The organism is Octadecabacter arcticus 238, assembly GCF_000155735.2.
Classification (GTDB): domain Bacteria; phylum Pseudomonadota; class Alphaproteobacteria; order Rhodobacterales; family Rhodobacteraceae; genus Octadecabacter; species Octadecabacter arcticus.
The window spans coordinates 2,534,329-2,551,072 of record NC_020908.1 but is presented as its reverse complement, the minus strand read 5'-3'; the positions used below and the strand labels follow the sequence as shown (position 1 = coordinate 2,551,072).

The following is a 16,744-nucleotide window of genomic DNA, read 5'->3' as shown; positions in this document are numbered from 1 at the left end:
ATAGAGCACGCATCCACGTCCGCGTTCAGCATTGCCTGCGCCCAGTTGGCATTTGATGGTCTTGCTTGGACCGCGGTCCGTGGACCAAGCCACGCATGCCTAGTCACACCCTCTAAGGTGGGGTATACTAAAACCCCATGAATCGATGATAGTTGAGCACAATGAAAGCTAATCCCAAACCATGGCTCTACGGCCCAAACTGGCAGGGTATTCGGTGCGAGGCTCGGACCCGTCGGGGTACCTTGTGCCAGCGCCCCGCTAGACTCCCTGTGGGGCGCTGTAAGCTCCATGGAGGGGCTTCCACTGGTTCAAGACCAAGGAAGGCCTTGCGCGACTCACGGAGGCTAAAACCAAGCATGGGCTCTACACCAAAGAGAAGAGAGCAGCGGCTAGGCGCTTTGCAGAGGAGGGGCGTCAGAGGCGCGGCGAACTTAAGGAGCTGGAGGCGTGGTTCGTGGACCACGGGCATTTGGACAAGGACTGGCGGGATTGGTTCAAATAAGGGGCTGGTGATAGCAGGCTCGTGGCATTGGACCAATTGCCTTGGGGGTTGCTGTGGTCATCCTCAGGGGCAAGTAGGGATGCTGCAAGGGGGGGCACCCAAACAAGTACCGCGGTCCTTGGACCATGGGCCTATAATGTTGGTGCCACAAATTCGTGGGGTGGAGTTTCATCCTAACAGAATAGTAGCGAGTGTCCCATAGTCCCGAAGTAAAAATAGCTTATGGACACCCTTTATGCAATTAAAACAATTGATTAAATCAAAGTATCCCACTGTCCCAATAAATAATAATACCTTCCCCTTTTTGTTTGTTGTACTGCTACTGTTTTTCCAGGTGTCTCACTTTATCAGTGGGACACTGGGACATCAAAATGGAATATCTTCATCTAAGCAATCCAAAAATAGCTGGTCTGGCGCAACTACATCATAATCAATATCCATGAACAGATCTGTATCCATGCATAAAAGGTTTCTGCGTTGGCCTTCAACAGTCACCTTCATCGTCAGACGATCTTTGGACACCTCAGCTAACATGTTTGCTTCGTACAACGCCTTAGTGACGGCTCTATCGCTACTTCCCAGGTAGTTACCAGTTGCCTGCGATAATTGTTTTACAACCTTTTGAGCGGCCGTGATATCTATGAAGACGTGCTTGTCATTCATCCACCCGACTTTCACGCCTTGGCCTTCTATTTTTTGGTATTCCCCGGAGCCAGTTAGCTTCCAACCAGCAGCAGTATGGTATTTTGGACTTCCTCCGCCTTGCGCTGCTAAATGACAGCTCCCCATACTTAAAGCAGACTGGAGTATCTTGACGAACCTTTCGGCATCGGATGAATCCTTATCCACACCAGCTTGTATGAGTTATTGTCAAATCTGGTGTTTGAGTATTGTTGGTCATGCGGTGATCTGGTCGGGGTTTGTGGTTTCGATTCCGTCTTTGAACGTGACGCCTGTCAACGGCAGAGTAAAAGTGAGCCAAAGGTCAGCGCAAAATGTTGCCACTTTGGGGTTGGGACAATCAGCGTATAGACGAGCGCCAGCATCCGGGCAGCTGCGCTTGTCATATAGCTGGCGTTTGCCCGGATGCTTTGGCCCGTCAGGGCCAATCTATGCTGATTGAGGTTCAGGTTTTGGGCGTTGCCTGACGCGCCTTACTCTGACCAAGGCGGTAGCTTTCGCCATTCATCTCTAGGATGTTGACGTGGTGGGTCAGGCGGTCGAGGAGTGCGCCTGTCAGGCGTTCTGACCCAAATGTTTCTGTCCATTCGTCGAATGGCAGGTTGCTTGTGATTAGCGTGGATCCGCGCTCGTAGCGTTGGGAGATCAATTCAAACAGCAGCTCAGCGCCGGTTTTGCTCAGTGGCACAAAGCCCAACTCGTCGATGATCAGCAGCTTGTAACCCACCATCTGCTTTTGAAGCCGTAGCAGTCTGCGTTCGTCTCTGGCCTCCATCAGCTCATGGACGAGTGCGGCGGCGGTGACAAATCCAACGGACATGCCTTTCTGGCATGCTGATAGGCCAAGGCCCAAGGCGACATGGGTCTTGCCGGTGCCCGAGGGGCCAAGCGAGATGACATTCTCACGCCGTTCGATCCATTCGCAACGCGCCAACTCCAGCACCTGCATCTTGTTCAGGGCGGGGATCGCCTTGAAATCGAAGCTGTCCAGACTTTTAACGGCTGGGAACTTTGCGGCTTTGATCCTGCGCTCGATCATCCTGCGTTCCCGGTCAATCATCTCCAGTTCGATTAGACGTGCAAGGAATTGCACATGGTCCAGTCCCTCGGCTGCGGCTTGCTTGGCCAGTTTGCTGTATTCCCGCAGAACGGTCGGCAGCCGCAGCGATTTGAGGCGGTGGTCCAGAAGGATTTGGGGAGCTTCAGTCATGCTGATTGCCCCCGCATCAAGGACATGTAACTGGCTGCAGATGTTGTGCCGACATTGGCCTTGGGCAGATAGGGATAGACATCCAGATCCAGCTTGGGTGGCCGCTGCTCGACTTGGCAAAGCACAAGATGTTTGACGGCATCAAAGCCAATTGCGCCCATGCGCAGCGCGTTTTTGATGGCGATGTGCAGGTCCCCCATCTCGAAGGTCTCCAGCAGCCGCAAGACCTGTACATACTCACGCCGCCCCGCCTTGATCATTCGGGCTTCCATCAAGCGGCGCAGGGTCGCAAATTCGTCCGGCAAGTCCCAGCCCGCCAAAGGGGCGGCTTGATCCAATGCGCCCGCCTTCTGATCCAGCAGGGGCAAGTAGTGGATCGGGTCAAAGACCATGTCTTCGCGGTCCCAGCACCTTGGGTGGCGGGAAATGACGTCGCCACCACAGCCAATCACAACCTGATCGACATAGCCGCGTAGCCAGACGTCACGATGGCTATAGGCAACCGGAACGGAATAATCGTTGGTTTTATAGCGCACCAATGCTTGCGAGTTCACTTGGCCGCTGGCCTGATCACAGGCATCGAACGGAGATGCTGGCAGATCCATCATGGCCTCAAGATCGCGGGCCAAGCGTTGCCCGATGCTGTCGCTATGCCCGCGCAAGACATCGTTCTGGCGCTTGCGGCATTGCTCTTCCAGCCAAAGATTGAATGCCTCCCACGTGGCAAAATGAGGGATGGGCACCATGAAGTTGCGCCGGGCATATCCGACCAGACCCTCAACGGCGCCTTTATCGTTGCCCTTGCCCGGGCGACCATAACGATCCTGGATGAAGTAATGCGACAGAAACCCGCTGAACAGTTTGGTCCGCTTGCGTGAACCGTCTGGCAGGATCTTCGCAACAAGGCACCGGTCGTTGTCGTAGAGAACCGACTGCGGCACCCGCCCGAAGAAGGCAAAGGCATGGACATGGCCATCAACCCAGGCCTCGGAGACCGCTGCAGGATAAGCACGCACAAAGCATGCGTCGCTGTAGGGCAGATCCAGTGCAAAGAAATGTGCCTTCTGCTCCACACCGCCGATCACGACCATCGCTTCGCCAAAATCCGCCTGAGCGTGGCCAGGCGCATGTGCCAGTGGGACAAACATCTCTCGATGGTGGCGGCCATGTTCCCGGACATAGTTCTTGACCGTGGTTTGCCCGCCTCGAAATTGATGCTCGTCCCGCAGACGTTCAAAAATGCGCTTGGCCGTGTGACGTTGCTTACGGTTCCGGCTGAGATCGTCTTGCAGCCATTGATCAATGAAGCCGGTAAAGCCATCAAGCTTGGGCCGCTTGATCTTCGCAGTTCGTTGATATCCGGGCGGAACCGAAAAGCTCATCATCTTCTTCACGCTCGCGCGCGATATCCCAAAATGAACGGCTGCTGCTCGTTCGCTCATGCCACCTCGACGTGCGAGGCGGACCTTTCTGTAAAGTTCCACGCTGAAAATACCCCCGCCCTCCCTGAAAACAGAAAAGACTAAAGTGGCAAAGTTTTACTTTGCCTGCAGCAAGATAATCCTGCCACTTCCGTGGCTCACTTTTGCACTGCCGTTCTCAGACCACACCAATCTCGTTGCATAGGCTATCCAAAGCATCTGAGCGGCGGGCCACACACACGACTTTGGCCCCAGCTTCCGCCAGCACGAGCGCCGCGCGCCGCCCCAGACCGGAACTGGCACCGGTGACGCAGGCGACCTTGCCGCCTAGATCAAAAAGGGTGTCTGGATTAGCCATCTGCGGTCAAATCGAACGTCTCATTCGGGAAATACTTGGCAAGGCGAACATCGGCTGCGCGCGCGTGGCCTTCCATTCCTTCCAGTCGCGATATCCGCGCGGTCGCTTCAGCAACCCGCTTGGACCCATCGCGTGTAGATCGCTGCCAGGTGACGATTTTCATGTATTTGTGAACGGACAAACCGCCCGTGTAACCCGCTGCGCCAGACGTTGGCAAAACGTGGTTCGTACCTGACGCCTTGTCACCGTAAGACACAGTCGTTTCTTCGCCCAAGAACAGAGAACCATAGCAAGACAACCGACCCAACCACCAATCGAGGTCTTCTGCCTGAACGGTCAAATGTTCGGGTGCATATTCATCCGAACAGGCGGCCATGTCTTCGCGGTCTTTGCACACGATCACTTCGGCATAATCACGCCACGCGGCAAATGCGTTTTCGCGGTTCAGTTCCGGAAGGTCGTCAATCAATACGGGCACGCGCGCCATGACATCTTTGGCCAAAGCCACGTCGTCCGTTACCAGCCAGACTGGCGAGTTATATCCATGCTCTGCTTGGCTCACTAAGTCCGCCGCGACGATATGCGGATCCGCAGTCTTGTCGGCCAAAACCAAGCTGTCAGTCGGGCCCGCGATCATATCGATTCCGACACGACCGAACAAGATACGCTTGGCCTCAGCGACGAACTGATTGCCAGGACCCACAAGAATGTTCGCCTTAGGCAAGCCGAACAACCCAAACGTCATTGCAGCGACGCCTTGCACACCGCCCAGCGCCATAATTTTGTGGGCGCCACAAATATGGGCTGCATAAACAATCGCGGGGGCAACGCCCAAGCCGGGACGCGGCGGCGATGTTGCGGTGATGTGGCTACACCCTGCGACCTTTGCCGTTGTCACCGTCATAATTGCGCTTGCGATATGGCTATAACGCCCCCCTGGAACGTAACAGCCCGCAGCATCCACGGGGATCGCTTTCTGTCCCGCGATCAGACCTGGCGTGATTTCAAATTCAATGTCTTTGACCGTGCCCTTTTGGGCCTCGGCAAACCGACGCACGTTGTCATGGGCGAATTGGATGTCCTGTTTCAACTTCTCCGGCACACGATCGCAGGCCGCTTGGATTTCTTCGTCCGTCAGGATGATGTTCCCGTCATACTTGTCGAACTTGACCGCGTATTCACGGGCCTTGTCATCCCCGCCCGCCTCAATGTCCGTCAGGATCCCCTGAACAATGTCATGAACGTCCGACGCGCCAGATTGTGCCGTCAGCGTCGCTTTCTTGAGATAGGTCCGTGCCATATTAGGGTCGCCTTATTTGTAAATTTCTGGAAGAAAAGTAGTGGAAATTGCGGGAATGAATGCGATCAGCAAGACGACAACCAGCATACACAACACGAAGGGGATCGCCCGCCAAGCGATCTTGAGTATGGATTCACCGGTGATACCAGAGACCACGAACAGGTTCAGACCCAGCGGCGGTGTGATGAAGCCAACACCCAGCGCTGTGATCATCATGATGCAGAACTGAATTTCGTTCATTCCAATGCTGTCAGATAGTGGCTTTAGGATCGGGGCGAGGATCACGATGTTAGGCGTTGTTTCCATTACACATCCCGCCGCAATCAGAATACCGATCATCATCAGAATTAGGATTATTGGGTTATCAGTCATAGCGGTCGCAGCAGACACGAACCCTTGCGGCACGCCCATGATCGCCAGCGCCTGTGCCAGTGGCAGCGAGAACGCGATGATGGGCAAAATGATGCCGTTGACCTTGGCGGAACTGACCAGCATTGCCGGAAAGTCTGCCAGTTTCAGTGTGCCTATAATGAACCCTATGGCTATTGTGACGACGACTGCGGTGGCGCCCGCTTCGGTCGGTGTCAAACGACCTGAAAAGATGCCATAAAAGATGATACCGGGGACGATGAAGGCATACCAACCCGAAACTAGCGATTGGCCGAGCCGGGAAAAGTATTCGCCCGAAGACAGGTTGCCGCCGCCTTCATAACTGTAAATGCGGTTGACGATCAGGTTGGTGATCAGGATCGCCAGCAGGATCGACACGCCCGGAATGATCGCTGCAAGAAACAGTGTCGAGGCAGATATTCCGAGGATCAAGCCGACGATAATATATGCGATGGAGGGTGGGATCAGGATGCCTGTGCAAGCACCCGCAGCAACCAAGGCGCAAGCATAGGGGCGCGGATAGCCGCTCTCCACAAGGCGATAGATTGTCATACGCCCCACCGCCGCAGCGCCCGCGGCGTCCGAACCGGAGATCGCAGCGAACATGCCGCAAACCAGAACGGTGGCCGATCCAAACCCGCCTTTGGCGAACTGGGTCAGGGCCTCCGCCACGTCGAGGAATTTACGGCTGAGACCCGTGCGCACAAGAACGTCACCAGTCAGGATAAACAGCGGCACAGCGGTCAGCGCGAAGGCATCAATGCCATGAAACAGACTTTCGCCCAGCAGCGCCAGTGGCAAATCGCCCGCCATCAGCAACATCATGCTCGAAGCGACACCGATGGACGCCCAGACAGGCACCGCCAATGCACACATCAGCACAAACGCGAGGGCCGGCAGGTAGAAATCCCATCCAAGTATGACGATTTGTTCAATTGGGTTAAAAAGCATGGTTTATCCTCCTCAATCAAACAGCTTGTCGCCTTCGTAGACGGGGGTTCCGTCACGAAGGGAACGTATGTCGCGCAACAGGGATTGGATGAGTCTCACAATCATAATGGCAAAGCCCAGCGGCACGGCCATGAAGAACCAGACCATTGATATGCGCAGGCCGTGACTGACCGATCCAAATTTCCACGAGACGTGGACCGATTCCCACGACCAGTAGAGAGCGATCGCTGCAACGCCAAACATCACAAGATCGCCGAAGATATAAAGCAGCGCTTTCATGCGGGGGCCGACATAGTGCATCAACACGTCAATGCGAATGTGCGCACGTTCCTTGACGGCGGCGGCAGCCCCGATCCACGCAAGATAGATAAATGAGTAGCGCACGATTTCTTCACCCCAGATGGAAGAATATGAAAAAATCTCACGGCGCAGCACTTCTATGGACATGGTCAGAACCAACATCACGTAGAACACCAAGAGCAGCCAACGCTCCGCGTCTCGGTTCAGTCTGTGCAAGAAGCTCATGACGGTCCTTTCTCGTGGATGTGTCCGGATGGGCCACATCAAATGCTCAACAAAATGTATGATTGTCGTCAGGCGTTGGTGGGCACTATAAGGCGGCGCCCACCACGTTTGGGTTTAGGCGTCGTGAACGTAGTAGCGCCCTTGAGTGCCAGCGGCTTCTTCGAGCTTGGCGAAGGTGTCCATGGACCCTGCCAGTTCAACCTTGAAGCTGTCCCATTCGGCCAACTGGTATCCACCAGCCGCCTGCCATTCACCCAACTGGTCGTCCGACAGTGAGTGGAATTCAACGCCTGATTTGCGCAGTTCGGCCATGGCGTAGTTGCGTGCCGATGGCACCTTGGCAAGGTTCTGATGACGGGTGATTTCAGACGCTTCCATGATCGCGTCCTGAATGTCAGCCGGCATGGAATTGAACCACTCGAGGTTACAGGAATAGACTTGAGAATCCGGAACTGCCTGCGTGAACGTCACGTGCGACAACAGGTCCTTGAAGCCAAAGACGTACAGCGCGCCAACAGATGGATCGAGCGCGTCAGCCACACCTTGTGCAATCGCGGACGGTGTTTCGCCCCATGCAACCGGTGTAGGGTTTGCGCCGACCATGCGGTAGTATTGCTGCAACATCGCAGAGCCTGGAACGCGGAACTTCACGCCGTCCAGATCGCCCGGTGTTATCACCGCACCTGCTCCGCCTTTGCGAACAGCGACGACGCGTGGGTCGATGTTGACGTAAAACAGCGCCTTGAAACCGGCGGCTTCTACTTTCGGGTTCACTTCTTGTGCCCAGATGTCGGAATGCACGAGGTTGGTGAAACGCTGGTTGGAACCACACAAGTAGGGCATGTTAATCAAGTCAACAACGCTCGCGAACGGTGCGAAGTTGGACAGTGAATGCTGTGCGGCCTGAATTGTGCCCGTCTGCACGGATTGTGCCAGTGCACCACCTGCGCCGAGCTGACCACCAGGGGCCAGCTTAACATAGACTTTACCGTTCGCGGCGTTTTGGATGTTTTCTTTAAGATCCAACTGCATGATCGGGTAGCTGCGTGTCGCACCCAAAATATAAGCGGTGGCGATTGTCATGGTATGTTCGGCACCTGCTTCGCGGTCGGCTTCTTCCTGTGCTGTCTGGGCGACGGCTGCTGTCGACCAAAGCGAACCTGCGGCACCTGCAACGAGGGCGGCGGTGAATGCCCCAGACCCTGCAAGTTTCAGGAAATTACGGCGCTCGACCGATTTCAGTTCTTTGATGTCTTTATTCATTGTATGTCCTCCCTGGACGATTTTGCGCTGTGCTACTTCTTGGCGTCAGCCTCTTTCTTTAGAATAACTATGACGAACAACACGGCGACGCCGGAAAGAACCAGCATCTCGCCCACGTCATTTAGGAATGCAGAATCGTATGCGGTGCCAAGCGCCACATTCACAACGAAAACCACAAATAATAACAGCAGTGCCCCGATAAGCGGCATATTGCGTCTCCTCCCAGTCGCAAGTCCGAATCACACCTCATGAAAGCCCTTACATTTGCAAAATGCAAGGGCTTACAATATATGTCGCCTACATGGCTCTACCTGTGTTAAGCCCGTTTGATGGCAAGCCAGCACAAATGCAGGGCCAATATTACTAGGGACCGGAATGACGCAAATTTCGCAAACACCTACCTTGCAAGACGTTGCAGCTGCAGCAGGTGTCTCTACGGCGACAGTCTCACGCTGCCTGAATTTCCCAGATCAGGTTGCTGAACGGACCCGGACCAAAGTTATGCATGCGGTCAAAGCGTTAAGCTATTCGCCAAACTTCGGTGCAAGGGCGATGGCCGCGCGGCGCACCAACACGATTGGCGCAATTATCCCGACGATGGAGAACGCCGTTTTTGCACGTGGTTTGGAAGCCTTTCAAGCCGAGCTTTTGGAGCATGGGTTTACGATGCTTGTGGCCAGCACATCATACCGCCCCGATATCGAAGAACAGCAAATTCGTGCCTTGGTCGCACGTGGAGCAGACGCTCTGCTCTTGATTGGCCATGAACGAAGCCCCGAAGTCTACCAGTTCCTTGAAGCCCAGCGCATACCTACGCTTATAACGTGGGCCTTCGATGGGCAGTCAATTCGGCCATCGATCGGCTTTGACAATCGAAAGGCCATGCGCTTGATGGCTCTCAAGGTTATAGAACTTGGTCACAGCAATCTTGCGTTCATTTCTGCAGAAACCAATCAGAACGACCGCGCAAAGGCGCGTCATTGGGGGATTGAGGATGCGATGGCGACATCCGGCTTAAACCCGCGGGATCTGCATGTTTTAGAAACGACATACGGTATCGAACAAGGTGCCACTGCTTTTGAGCAAGTAATGAAGGCCGCGCCCCAAACGACGGCTGTTATTTGCGGAAATGATGTTTTGGGTGTCGGTGCCTTGCGCCGCGCGCGGGAAATGGGCGTGAAAGTGCCCCAAGATGTATCAATCACTGGTTTCGATGATATAGAATTGGCTGAAATAGCCTACCCCGCGCTGACAACCGTCCACGTTCCCCATCGCGAAATGGGGCGCCGTGCAGGGGAAGCCCTTGCCAAACTTGTGACCGACGGAACATTAATAGAAGCCACCGAACTCGAGGCGCACCTTGTCCTTCGTGAAACGCTAGCGCCTGCCAGGAGCTAAGTTTCAGCCGCTCAGCTTAGCCATCAAGAAAAGGTCCGCGACCTCCTGAGGACTGCGCGCCAAGCGGATCTGGTTGAAATGCAATCCGACTCACATGGCCTTCCACCTAACTGCAGCAAAGGTCGGTAGGGCTTTGTTGATGGCGTGGATGCCCCCACCAACCGGCATCGTAATGTGCCATTGTGATGTTTCAGTCAGCATCCTTCAAAGGGAGAGCATCCATGTCAGAAGTTAGCATAATCGGCATAGACCTTGCAAAGCGCGTGTTTCAACTTCACGGGGCTTGCGCAAACGGAGCAGTTATTTTTCGCAAGAAACTGACACGTGTTCAGCTTCTCGCATTTATGAGCCAACAGCCCGAATGCACTGTTGCGATGGAGGCCTGTGCGACAGCTCATTGCTGGGGCCGCGAGATTGAGAAACTCGGCCATACGGTGCGGCTGATTGCACCAAACTATGTGAAGCCGTTTGTAAAAAGACAGAAGAACGATGTTGCAGACGCTGAAGCAATTGTTGAGGCGGCCTCACGGCCAACAATGCGGTTTGTTGCGTTGAAGTCCGAGGCTCAGCAGGCGCGCGCCATGCTGTTTCGTACGCGACAGATGTTCATCGGCCAGCGCGCTCAAACGATCAACGCACTGCGAGGCCATCTTGCCGAGCACGGCGTCGTTGCGCCAAAGGGAGCCATCCACGTCAGACGCTTGGCCGACGCAGTTGCGGATGAGGCCATAAGCTTGCCAGAAGGCGTTCGAGAACTCGCCCAAGTGTACTTCGCCCAGATCGAAGGTCTCAATGTTCAGGTTACGGCGCTGGATCAGAGGATGAAGGCTGCTGCTAAAGAAGCTGAAGCGGCACAGCGAGCCCAGACCATGCCGGGCGTGGGGCCAATCACAGCATTAGCAATTGAGACCTTTGCGCCCGATCTGAACTGCTTTCGCCGAGGTCGGGATTTTGCGGCATGGCTGGGGTTGGTTCCTAAACAGAACTCGACGGGCGGCAAACCTCGCCTTGGTAAGACCTCGAACCCTCTCGGGACCATGCTTCGCATGACCCTGACGGGCAATGGATGGGTCAACGCGACATTCGCCGGTTGCTGATCTCTGGTGCCCCTCTCACACATGCAAGCATGTGTTGCCGGGCAATGAATGGCCCGCGGCTTATGGGCCATGGTGACAAAACAAGAGGACTACCGAACCCCTGCGGCAACGATGGCATGAGCGCAATGCGCCGTTTATCGCGCCCCGGGACTTGAGTGTGTGAGGAGATCGATGAACAGTAAGGGAAAATGATCGGAAAGATCCGGACTAGACAAAGCAGTCTTTGTGCAGGAGCCTATGAGCTCGATTTGTTGATCTGCCTTTGGTTCGCGCATCGCCATACCGGCCCGCGGCTGTATCAACCGCTGCAACAAGAGGCCCCCCTCTCGGCAGATTTGTTTCACAAATCGCCTGCTGGTCAACGGATATATGACCGCATCCTATCACACACTCAAACCGTTCAGAAATCTCTTGCACCAACGGGGGCATCCATACATGCACAAATCGCGCCCCGAGGATTCACCACATGAATCCAGCGTGATAGCTGGCGGTTATGAGCAGTTGGACACCGACGAAAGACAAGACCCGGAATCGGCGCCGCCGCGCGTAACGCGACCACCCTCTCCCCCGACATTCGGCGAAACAGGGCAAACATGCCGTCTTGCTTTGACCCGTTACGCACGCCTTGGTCGGGCTCAAATTCATCGATTAGAATTGGGCGGGCTTGGTTCTTGCGAGACTGTCTAATCCCAGCTTCTGTCGCGTCGCTTAGAACACCCAGTCTTCAGCTACAAGCTTTGTGGGATGTAGCGCAGCTTTTCCAAAACATTCGGATAGCTGATCCAAAATGGCCTGTCTGAGGCCTTCGGGGTCGTTTCGCCGCTGTTCCGGCGGCCAACTGATAAAGCCAAATATCGCTGCAGAAGTGTGGTCAACGCCAGTATGGTCGTGCGCCTCCATCAGCGGTCCGCTGCGACTTGCAATCCTGCCGGACAGCCCGGCGTCTCGACGGCAGCAGGGCCTTTATCTGGCTTCAGTGAAAAGCGCAGGCGTTTCGTGGCCGAAGTGTGTGATCTCGCCACTGAGCCAGGCATTTTCAACTGCGACAGCGGTCCGGATATTCCCCTGCGTCGCAGTTGAGACCTCCGGGCCATCCAGCGCTTTGATCAGGAAATCGCGCCAGGCGCTGCGGGGTACTGAGCCGACAACCTTGTCGCTCCGATTGTCTGCGGATTTGTCCCAGATGGCACCAATACGAGGCGACCAGACAACATCACCCAGAAGGGCCAGACGGCCCCAGCCGATTTTATCTTCACCAAACCGGACCCCTTCGGGAAATCCCTGGCTCTCCACCAGGCATCTTTTCCACGTACCGGCCGTGCTCGACGAGACTATCATGGGGCCGGAACTCATCGTCTCGAAAAAGCAGGCAAGCGGTCCGCGACGGTCAGATCCGATACCAAAAACGTGCTGTTTTGCAGTACGATCGAAGGAAATCTCATCCCATGCATCCGCATAGAGCGCAGCTTCCGGAAATTCTGCCATAAGAACCAACATCTCTGAAACGTGATGGTCCTCCCAAGTGTCATCAGCATCCAGAAACAAGATAACTTCACCACGCGCAGCTTTCCAACCTGCGTTGCGAGCGGCCGCGGCGCCTTGGTTTTCTTGTCTGATCAGATGAAGGACACTTGCGTGCGCAGGATCCCCCGCCGCCCAGTCTCGCACCACTTCGCTCGAGCCATCCGTGGAGCCATCATCCACCACAACGAGTTCAAAAGCGACGTCGGCCAAGGAGCAGGACCGATAGGCCACACAGATCGCAGCCGCTATGTGGCGCGTTTTTTGGTAGAGTGGAATGACAACGGAAACCACTGGTGTTGGTTTGGTCACCACGGGATGTGTCATTGAGGATCCTTCAGTTTGAGCCGCTATCTACGGCATCTCCCGGCTCCAGACAAACCGGAAACTGGAATAGAACCCACTTATTGGGGGCAAGGCTCTTTGCTTGGCAGAACGGACTGCCATCCACTTTTTGAACGGCTAATTTTGTAGTATACTCCCGCGCCTGAATTGACCTGAGGTTTTCCCCTCAAATCACTTTGTATTCCTTGAGCGATATGACGCGGAAGTTGTCGGTGACGGTGTCGCGGAACTCTGGCCATTTTTCTGGCAGGGTCTTGCGGAAGAAGTCGAAAATGGCCTCTGTGAATTGGTTGAACGTTGCATAGTGCCGATTGTGGGTGACCCATTTGTGCATAACACCCCAAAGACGCTCGATCGGGTTGAGGTGCGGGGCATATGCTGGCAAGAAATGCAACTTCACCCGACGTTCTGGGCTGTCCAGCCATGGCTGTAGTATCTTGGCATGATGATAGCGGGCATTGTCGACAAAGACGTGGATGGCCGTCTTGGTTTGGTTGTTGCGTTCCAACTTTTCCAGCATCTGTCGGGTTGTCTGGGCATTGATCTTCTCGCCTTCCACAAAGGTGAACTGGAAAGTCTCAAGGTCAAGCGCGCCCTGAATGTTGAGCCGCTTGCGCCCTGATGTCGCCTTCAGGGCCGTCTTTTGTCCCTTGGGGAACCAACCATGGGCGGGGCGGCTCTGGTGTTCGGGGTGGACAGCGTCCGAAAAGACAACCATCTCATCTGCGGCCAACCCGTTCATCAGGGCCTCATATTTGGCAATAAACGCAGCCTGCTTGGCTTCATCGGCCTGTGCAGGCAGCAATTGTGGTTTCTTATACGCGAACCCCAGGCGGCGCATCAGCTTGGCGGCTCCCGACGTGCTGTAGTTTTGGTCGCACTCGGCTAGAACATAGGCACAGACCTCATCGGCATTGCGGGCAGGCTGCGCGGTGAAATGGGCTCTCACCACCTGCTCTTGCACGACGGACAAATGACCCTGACGCTGGCTGTAGTCCTTCAGACCGAAAAACGATAGTCCCGCACCGGCAAAGGCAAATCGCCACTCCGTCAAAACTGTCGGGCCAATATCCAAAATCCGGCAAACCGTTCCGGCGTCTTCTCCTGCGTCCAAAAGAAGAAACGCGCGCGCCCGTTTCCAAACAAGGGCGTCAACTTTGCGGCGGCGGCAAAGCGCTTCAAGTGCTATGCGCTGCTCGTCGGATAAGGAGACTGTTTTGTATTGCTTGCTCATAAACTCAAAATACAGACTGAACCGCCTTTGGCCATGCGACGAAGTGAATCGCAGGCCCAAAATCGTCAAGTCAATTCAGGCGCAGGAGTATACCTCAACGAGGAACGCTATAAATATCCCAAAAATCAACAGACCGTGCGTCGAAGTCATCCCCGCCAATAGTCGCCACCCCGGTTCAAGCACAACGTCGCCGTATCCGACCTGAGGTGCCCCTAGATTTGTAGACCCTTTGCTTGGTAATTTTGAAACCAAGGAGAGGCGGACATGAACAAAGGAATTCGGTTTACGGATGAGTTCAAGCGGGACGCTGTGGCACAGGTTGTCGAGCGTGGATACGCGGTCAGCGAGGTTGCTGAACGGCTCGGGATCAGCACCAAGTCGCTGTACACGTGGAAGGCGCAGTTTTCGAAGTCACCGCATGAAAGAGCCGAGGTTTTGGATCAGGCTGTTGAGATAAGGTGGTTAAAGGGTGAACTGGCGCGGGTGACCCAGGAACGCACCATCTTAAAAAACCGTTCCGGGTTGGACCCCGCCTGTGCGCGGTAGAAACAGCCAGTGCTATAGTTGTGAGATGAAGGGTCGCGGCCGTTCGCTTATTGGTGATCTGCGTTAGGGTGGAACCCCGTTAAAAAACGTGGCCCATGGGTTCATGCGAACTTGAGGGTGGTGACACCTTTTACGGTGATCCCGATTAGGAAGATGACGGATTTGCATAACTCACATCCTTCTGTCGCCAACAGGAGGATTTAAGATGGCAAAGCAAAAGACCCGAAAGGCCCCGGCTCTTGAGACTGTGAACACAGGAGCCGCCGCCGTTGATATTGGTTCACGAGAACACATGGCAGCTGTGAACCCCGACGTGACAGATATGCCGGTTCGGGCGTTTGGGACGTTCACCCACGATCTGCATGATTTAGCCGCTTGGTTCAAATCTCACGGTGTCACAAGTGTTGCGATGGTATCCACGGGCGTCTATTGGATTCCAGCCTACGAGATACTGGAGCAGCACGGCTTCGAGGTTATTCTGGTGAATGCTCGTTACGCCAAGAACGTGCCGGGCCGGAAGACGGACGTGAGTGATGCCAGTTGGTTACGACAGCTTCATTCCTACGGTTTGCTACGCGGTAGCTTTAGGCCAACGGCCCAAATTGCGACGCTGAGGGCATACCTACGCCAGCGCGGACGCCTGACCGACATCACATATATCAGAACCCACGAAGGGTGGTCGTATCTGTCTGTCGTCATCGACCTGTTCTCAAGACGCGTTGTCGGATGGTCCATGCAATCGCGCATGACAACCTTAGACTCAAGTTTCAAATGCAACACTCAGAGCCCTTTGGGCATAGGATGTTGTGATGGACATACGAAGCAAGCACCTCAGCAGCGAGGACCGTGGCGTGATATTAGCCGAGCATAATAGGGGCAGCAGTCAGCGGTTGATCGGCCAGCTTTTGCATCGCCCGGCGAGCACGATCTGCCGTGAGCTGGCGCGAGGTCGGCAGGAAGACGGCAGCTATTGCCCGCAAGCGGCGCGGCAGGCCTATGATGCCCGGCGCGCGCGCTGCCGCCGCAAGCGCAAGCTTGTGGAGGGGAGCGATCTTAATCGTTTCGTTCATGGCAAGCTCGTACATCTGCACTGGTCGCCTGAGCAGATTGCGCAGAGACTGCGTCTCATGAAGCCTGATGATCCATCCGCCCATGTGAGCCATGAGACCATCTATGCCGCGATTTACGCGCAGCCACGTGGCGGGCTGAAGGCGGCGATGATCGAGGCGTTGCGTCAAGCGAAGCCTAAGCGTGGGCGCAAGCGCAGGACAGCGGCGGGCAGTGCTATGGTCCCGGAATCATTGCGTATTATCAATCGCCCTGAAGAGATCGAAGCACGACTGGTACCAGGCCATTGGGAGGGCGACCTCATCAAGGGCGCATTCAATCGCTCGTCAGTGGGTACCTTGGTCGAGCGCAAGACACGCTTTGTCATTCTTTGCAAAATGGATGGCAATGGGGCCGAGGCCGCGCTTGACAGCTTCACCCGCCAGATGAGACGACTACCCGCTGATTTGCGCAAGAGCATGACCTATGACCGTGGCTCCGAAATGGCCTGCCATCGTGAATTGGCGCGACGATTGAAAATTGATATCTGGTTCTGCGATCCGCATGCTCCCTGGCAGCGCGGCAGCAACGAGAACACCAACGGACTGCTGCGTCAGTTCATGCCCAAAGGAACTGACCTGAACGGTGCAAGCCAAACATGGCTCAACGACGTTGCAAACCTGATGAACAACCGTCCGAGAAAAACCCTCGGATGGAGAACACCCGCTGAAGCTATGGCCGACGAAATCGTGGCCTTTAAATCAACCGTTGCACTTGATGTTTGAATCCAAGCTGCCATCGTCGAACTCGAACTTTATATCACCGGTACACTGGTTTGAGCCATCGTAAATAAAGACTGTCACTTGATAATCCGGCGAAATTACTCGGTCAGCACTAGAACATCTTCGCGCCAGCTGTTTGAGTTAGAGGGCGATGTGTAAACATAATAGACGGT

15 protein-coding genes and 3 pseudogenes are annotated in these 16,744 nt (G+C 55.0%); 6 read left to right on the top strand and 12 right to left on the bottom strand.

All coding sequences use genetic code 11. The annotated features are described in order from the left end of the window. Positions 1-161: 161 nt before the first annotated feature. Positions 162-704: an HGGxSTG domain-containing protein gene (locus OA238_RS35040; RefSeq protein WP_420806488.1), complete on the top strand. Its 543-nt coding sequence runs from the start codon at positions 162-164 to the stop codon at positions 702-704. Positions 705-868: 164 nt separating this feature from the next. Here the strand turns inward: OA238_RS35040 and OA238_RS13275 are convergent, their stop codons facing one another. The 9 genes and pseudogenes from OA238_RS13275 to OA238_RS32820 form a co-directional block, all read right to left on the bottom strand. After that, positions 869-1,351, bottom strand: coding sequence for a hypothetical protein (locus OA238_RS13275; protein WP_044036811.1), 483 nt, complete (start codon positions 1,349-1,351; stop codon positions 869-871). Between the two features lie 277 nt (positions 1,352-1,628). Next, positions 1,629-2,393, bottom strand: coding sequence for an IS21-like element helper ATPase IstB (gene istB, locus OA238_RS13270; RefSeq protein ID WP_015494275.1), 765 nt, complete (start codon positions 2,391-2,393; stop codon positions 1,629-1,631). Further along, on the bottom strand, positions 2,390-3,877 hold the full coding sequence (gene istA, locus OA238_RS13265; protein ID WP_044036712.1) for an IS21 family transposase: 1,488 nt from the start codon (positions 3,875-3,877) through the stop codon (positions 2,390-2,392). The genes istB and istA overlap by 4 nt, the downstream gene beginning before the upstream one ends. Positions 3,878-4,001: 124 nt before the next feature. After that, a pseudogene (locus OA238_RS13260) lies at positions 4,002-4,172 on the bottom strand (SDR family NAD(P)-dependent oxidoreductase); the annotation flags it as partial. Continuing rightward, on the bottom strand, positions 4,165-5,472 hold the full coding sequence (hisD, locus tag OA238_RS13255; RefSeq protein ID WP_015495553.1) for a histidinol dehydrogenase: 1,308 nt from the start codon (positions 5,470-5,472) through the stop codon (positions 4,165-4,167). The pseudogene OA238_RS13260 and the gene hisD, both read right to left, overlap by 8 nt. 12 nt (positions 5,473-5,484) lie before the next feature. Then, entirely contained in the window at positions 5,485-6,813 is a 1,329-nt protein-coding gene (locus OA238_RS13250; RefSeq protein ID WP_015495552.1) for a TRAP transporter large permease, read from the bottom strand. Between the two features lie 12 nt (positions 6,814-6,825). Beyond that, positions 6,826-7,338 carry a TRAP transporter small permease gene (locus tag OA238_RS13245; RefSeq protein WP_015495551.1) on the bottom strand — a complete coding sequence of 171 codons (513 nt, stop codon included), beginning with the start codon at positions 7,336-7,338 and terminating at the stop codon, positions 6,826-6,828. 114 nt (positions 7,339-7,452) lie between these two features. Continuing rightward, positions 7,453-8,601 carry a TRAP transporter substrate-binding protein gene (locus OA238_RS13240; protein ID WP_015495550.1) on the bottom strand — a complete coding sequence of 383 codons (1,149 nt, stop codon included), beginning with the start codon at positions 8,599-8,601 and terminating at the stop codon, positions 7,453-7,455. Positions 8,602-8,633: 32 nt separating this feature from the next. Continuing rightward, the gene (locus OA238_RS32820) at positions 8,634-8,810 is read right to left on the bottom strand and encodes a hypothetical protein (RefSeq protein WP_187293185.1); all 177 of its coding nucleotides are present in this window, start codon (positions 8,808-8,810) and stop codon (positions 8,634-8,636) included. A gap of 166 nt (positions 8,811-8,976) precedes the next feature. Between OA238_RS32820 and OA238_RS13235 the strand changes: the two genes are divergently transcribed. After that, positions 8,977-9,999 carry a LacI family DNA-binding transcriptional regulator gene (locus tag OA238_RS13235; RefSeq protein WP_015495549.1) on the top strand — a complete coding sequence of 341 codons (1,023 nt, stop codon included), beginning with the start codon at positions 8,977-8,979 and terminating at the stop codon, positions 9,997-9,999. A gap of 221 nt (positions 10,000-10,220) precedes the next feature. Further along, a pseudogene (locus OA238_RS13230) lies at positions 10,221-11,216 on the top strand (IS110 family RNA-guided transposase). Between the two features lie 843 nt (positions 11,217-12,059). Here the strand turns inward: OA238_RS13230 and OA238_RS13220 are convergent. The 3 genes from OA238_RS13220 to OA238_RS35035 all read right to left on the bottom strand — a co-directional run bounded on the left by OA238_RS13220 (position 12,060) and on the right by OA238_RS35035 (position 14,448). After that, the gene (locus OA238_RS13220; RefSeq protein WP_015495547.1) at positions 12,060-12,944 is read right to left on the bottom strand and encodes a glycosyltransferase family 2 protein; all 885 of its coding nucleotides are present in this window, start codon (positions 12,942-12,944) and stop codon (positions 12,060-12,062) included. A gap of 184 nt (positions 12,945-13,128) precedes the next feature. Continuing rightward, positions 13,129-14,196 (bottom strand): IS630 family transposase, encoded by a 1,068-nt coding sequence (locus OA238_RS13215; RefSeq protein ID WP_015494593.1) that lies wholly within the window; start codon positions 14,194-14,196, stop codon positions 13,129-13,131. A gap of 75 nt (positions 14,197-14,271) precedes the next feature. Further along, positions 14,272-14,448, bottom strand: a complete 177-nt coding sequence (locus OA238_RS35035) for an ion channel (protein ID WP_420806487.1) — start codon at positions 14,446-14,448, stop codon at positions 14,272-14,274. 12 nt (positions 14,449-14,460) lie between these two features. Here OA238_RS35035 and OA238_RS13210 point away from each other — a divergent pair, with 12 nt between their 5' ends. From OA238_RS13210 to OA238_RS13200, 3 genes and pseudogenes are all read left to right on the top strand, one after another. Beyond that, on the top strand, positions 14,461-14,742 hold the full coding sequence (locus OA238_RS13210) for a transposase (protein ID WP_044036806.1): 282 nt from the start codon (positions 14,461-14,463) through the stop codon (positions 14,740-14,742). Between the two features lie 205 nt (positions 14,743-14,947). Further along, positions 14,948-15,496 (top strand): annotated as a pseudogene (locus OA238_RS13205) (IS110 family transposase); the annotation flags it as partial. Between the two features lie 55 nt (positions 15,497-15,551). Next, positions 15,552-16,574, top strand: coding sequence for an IS30 family transposase (locus OA238_RS13200; protein WP_015495546.1), 1,023 nt, complete (start codon positions 15,552-15,554; stop codon positions 16,572-16,574). Positions 16,575-16,744: the final 170 nt, after the last annotated feature.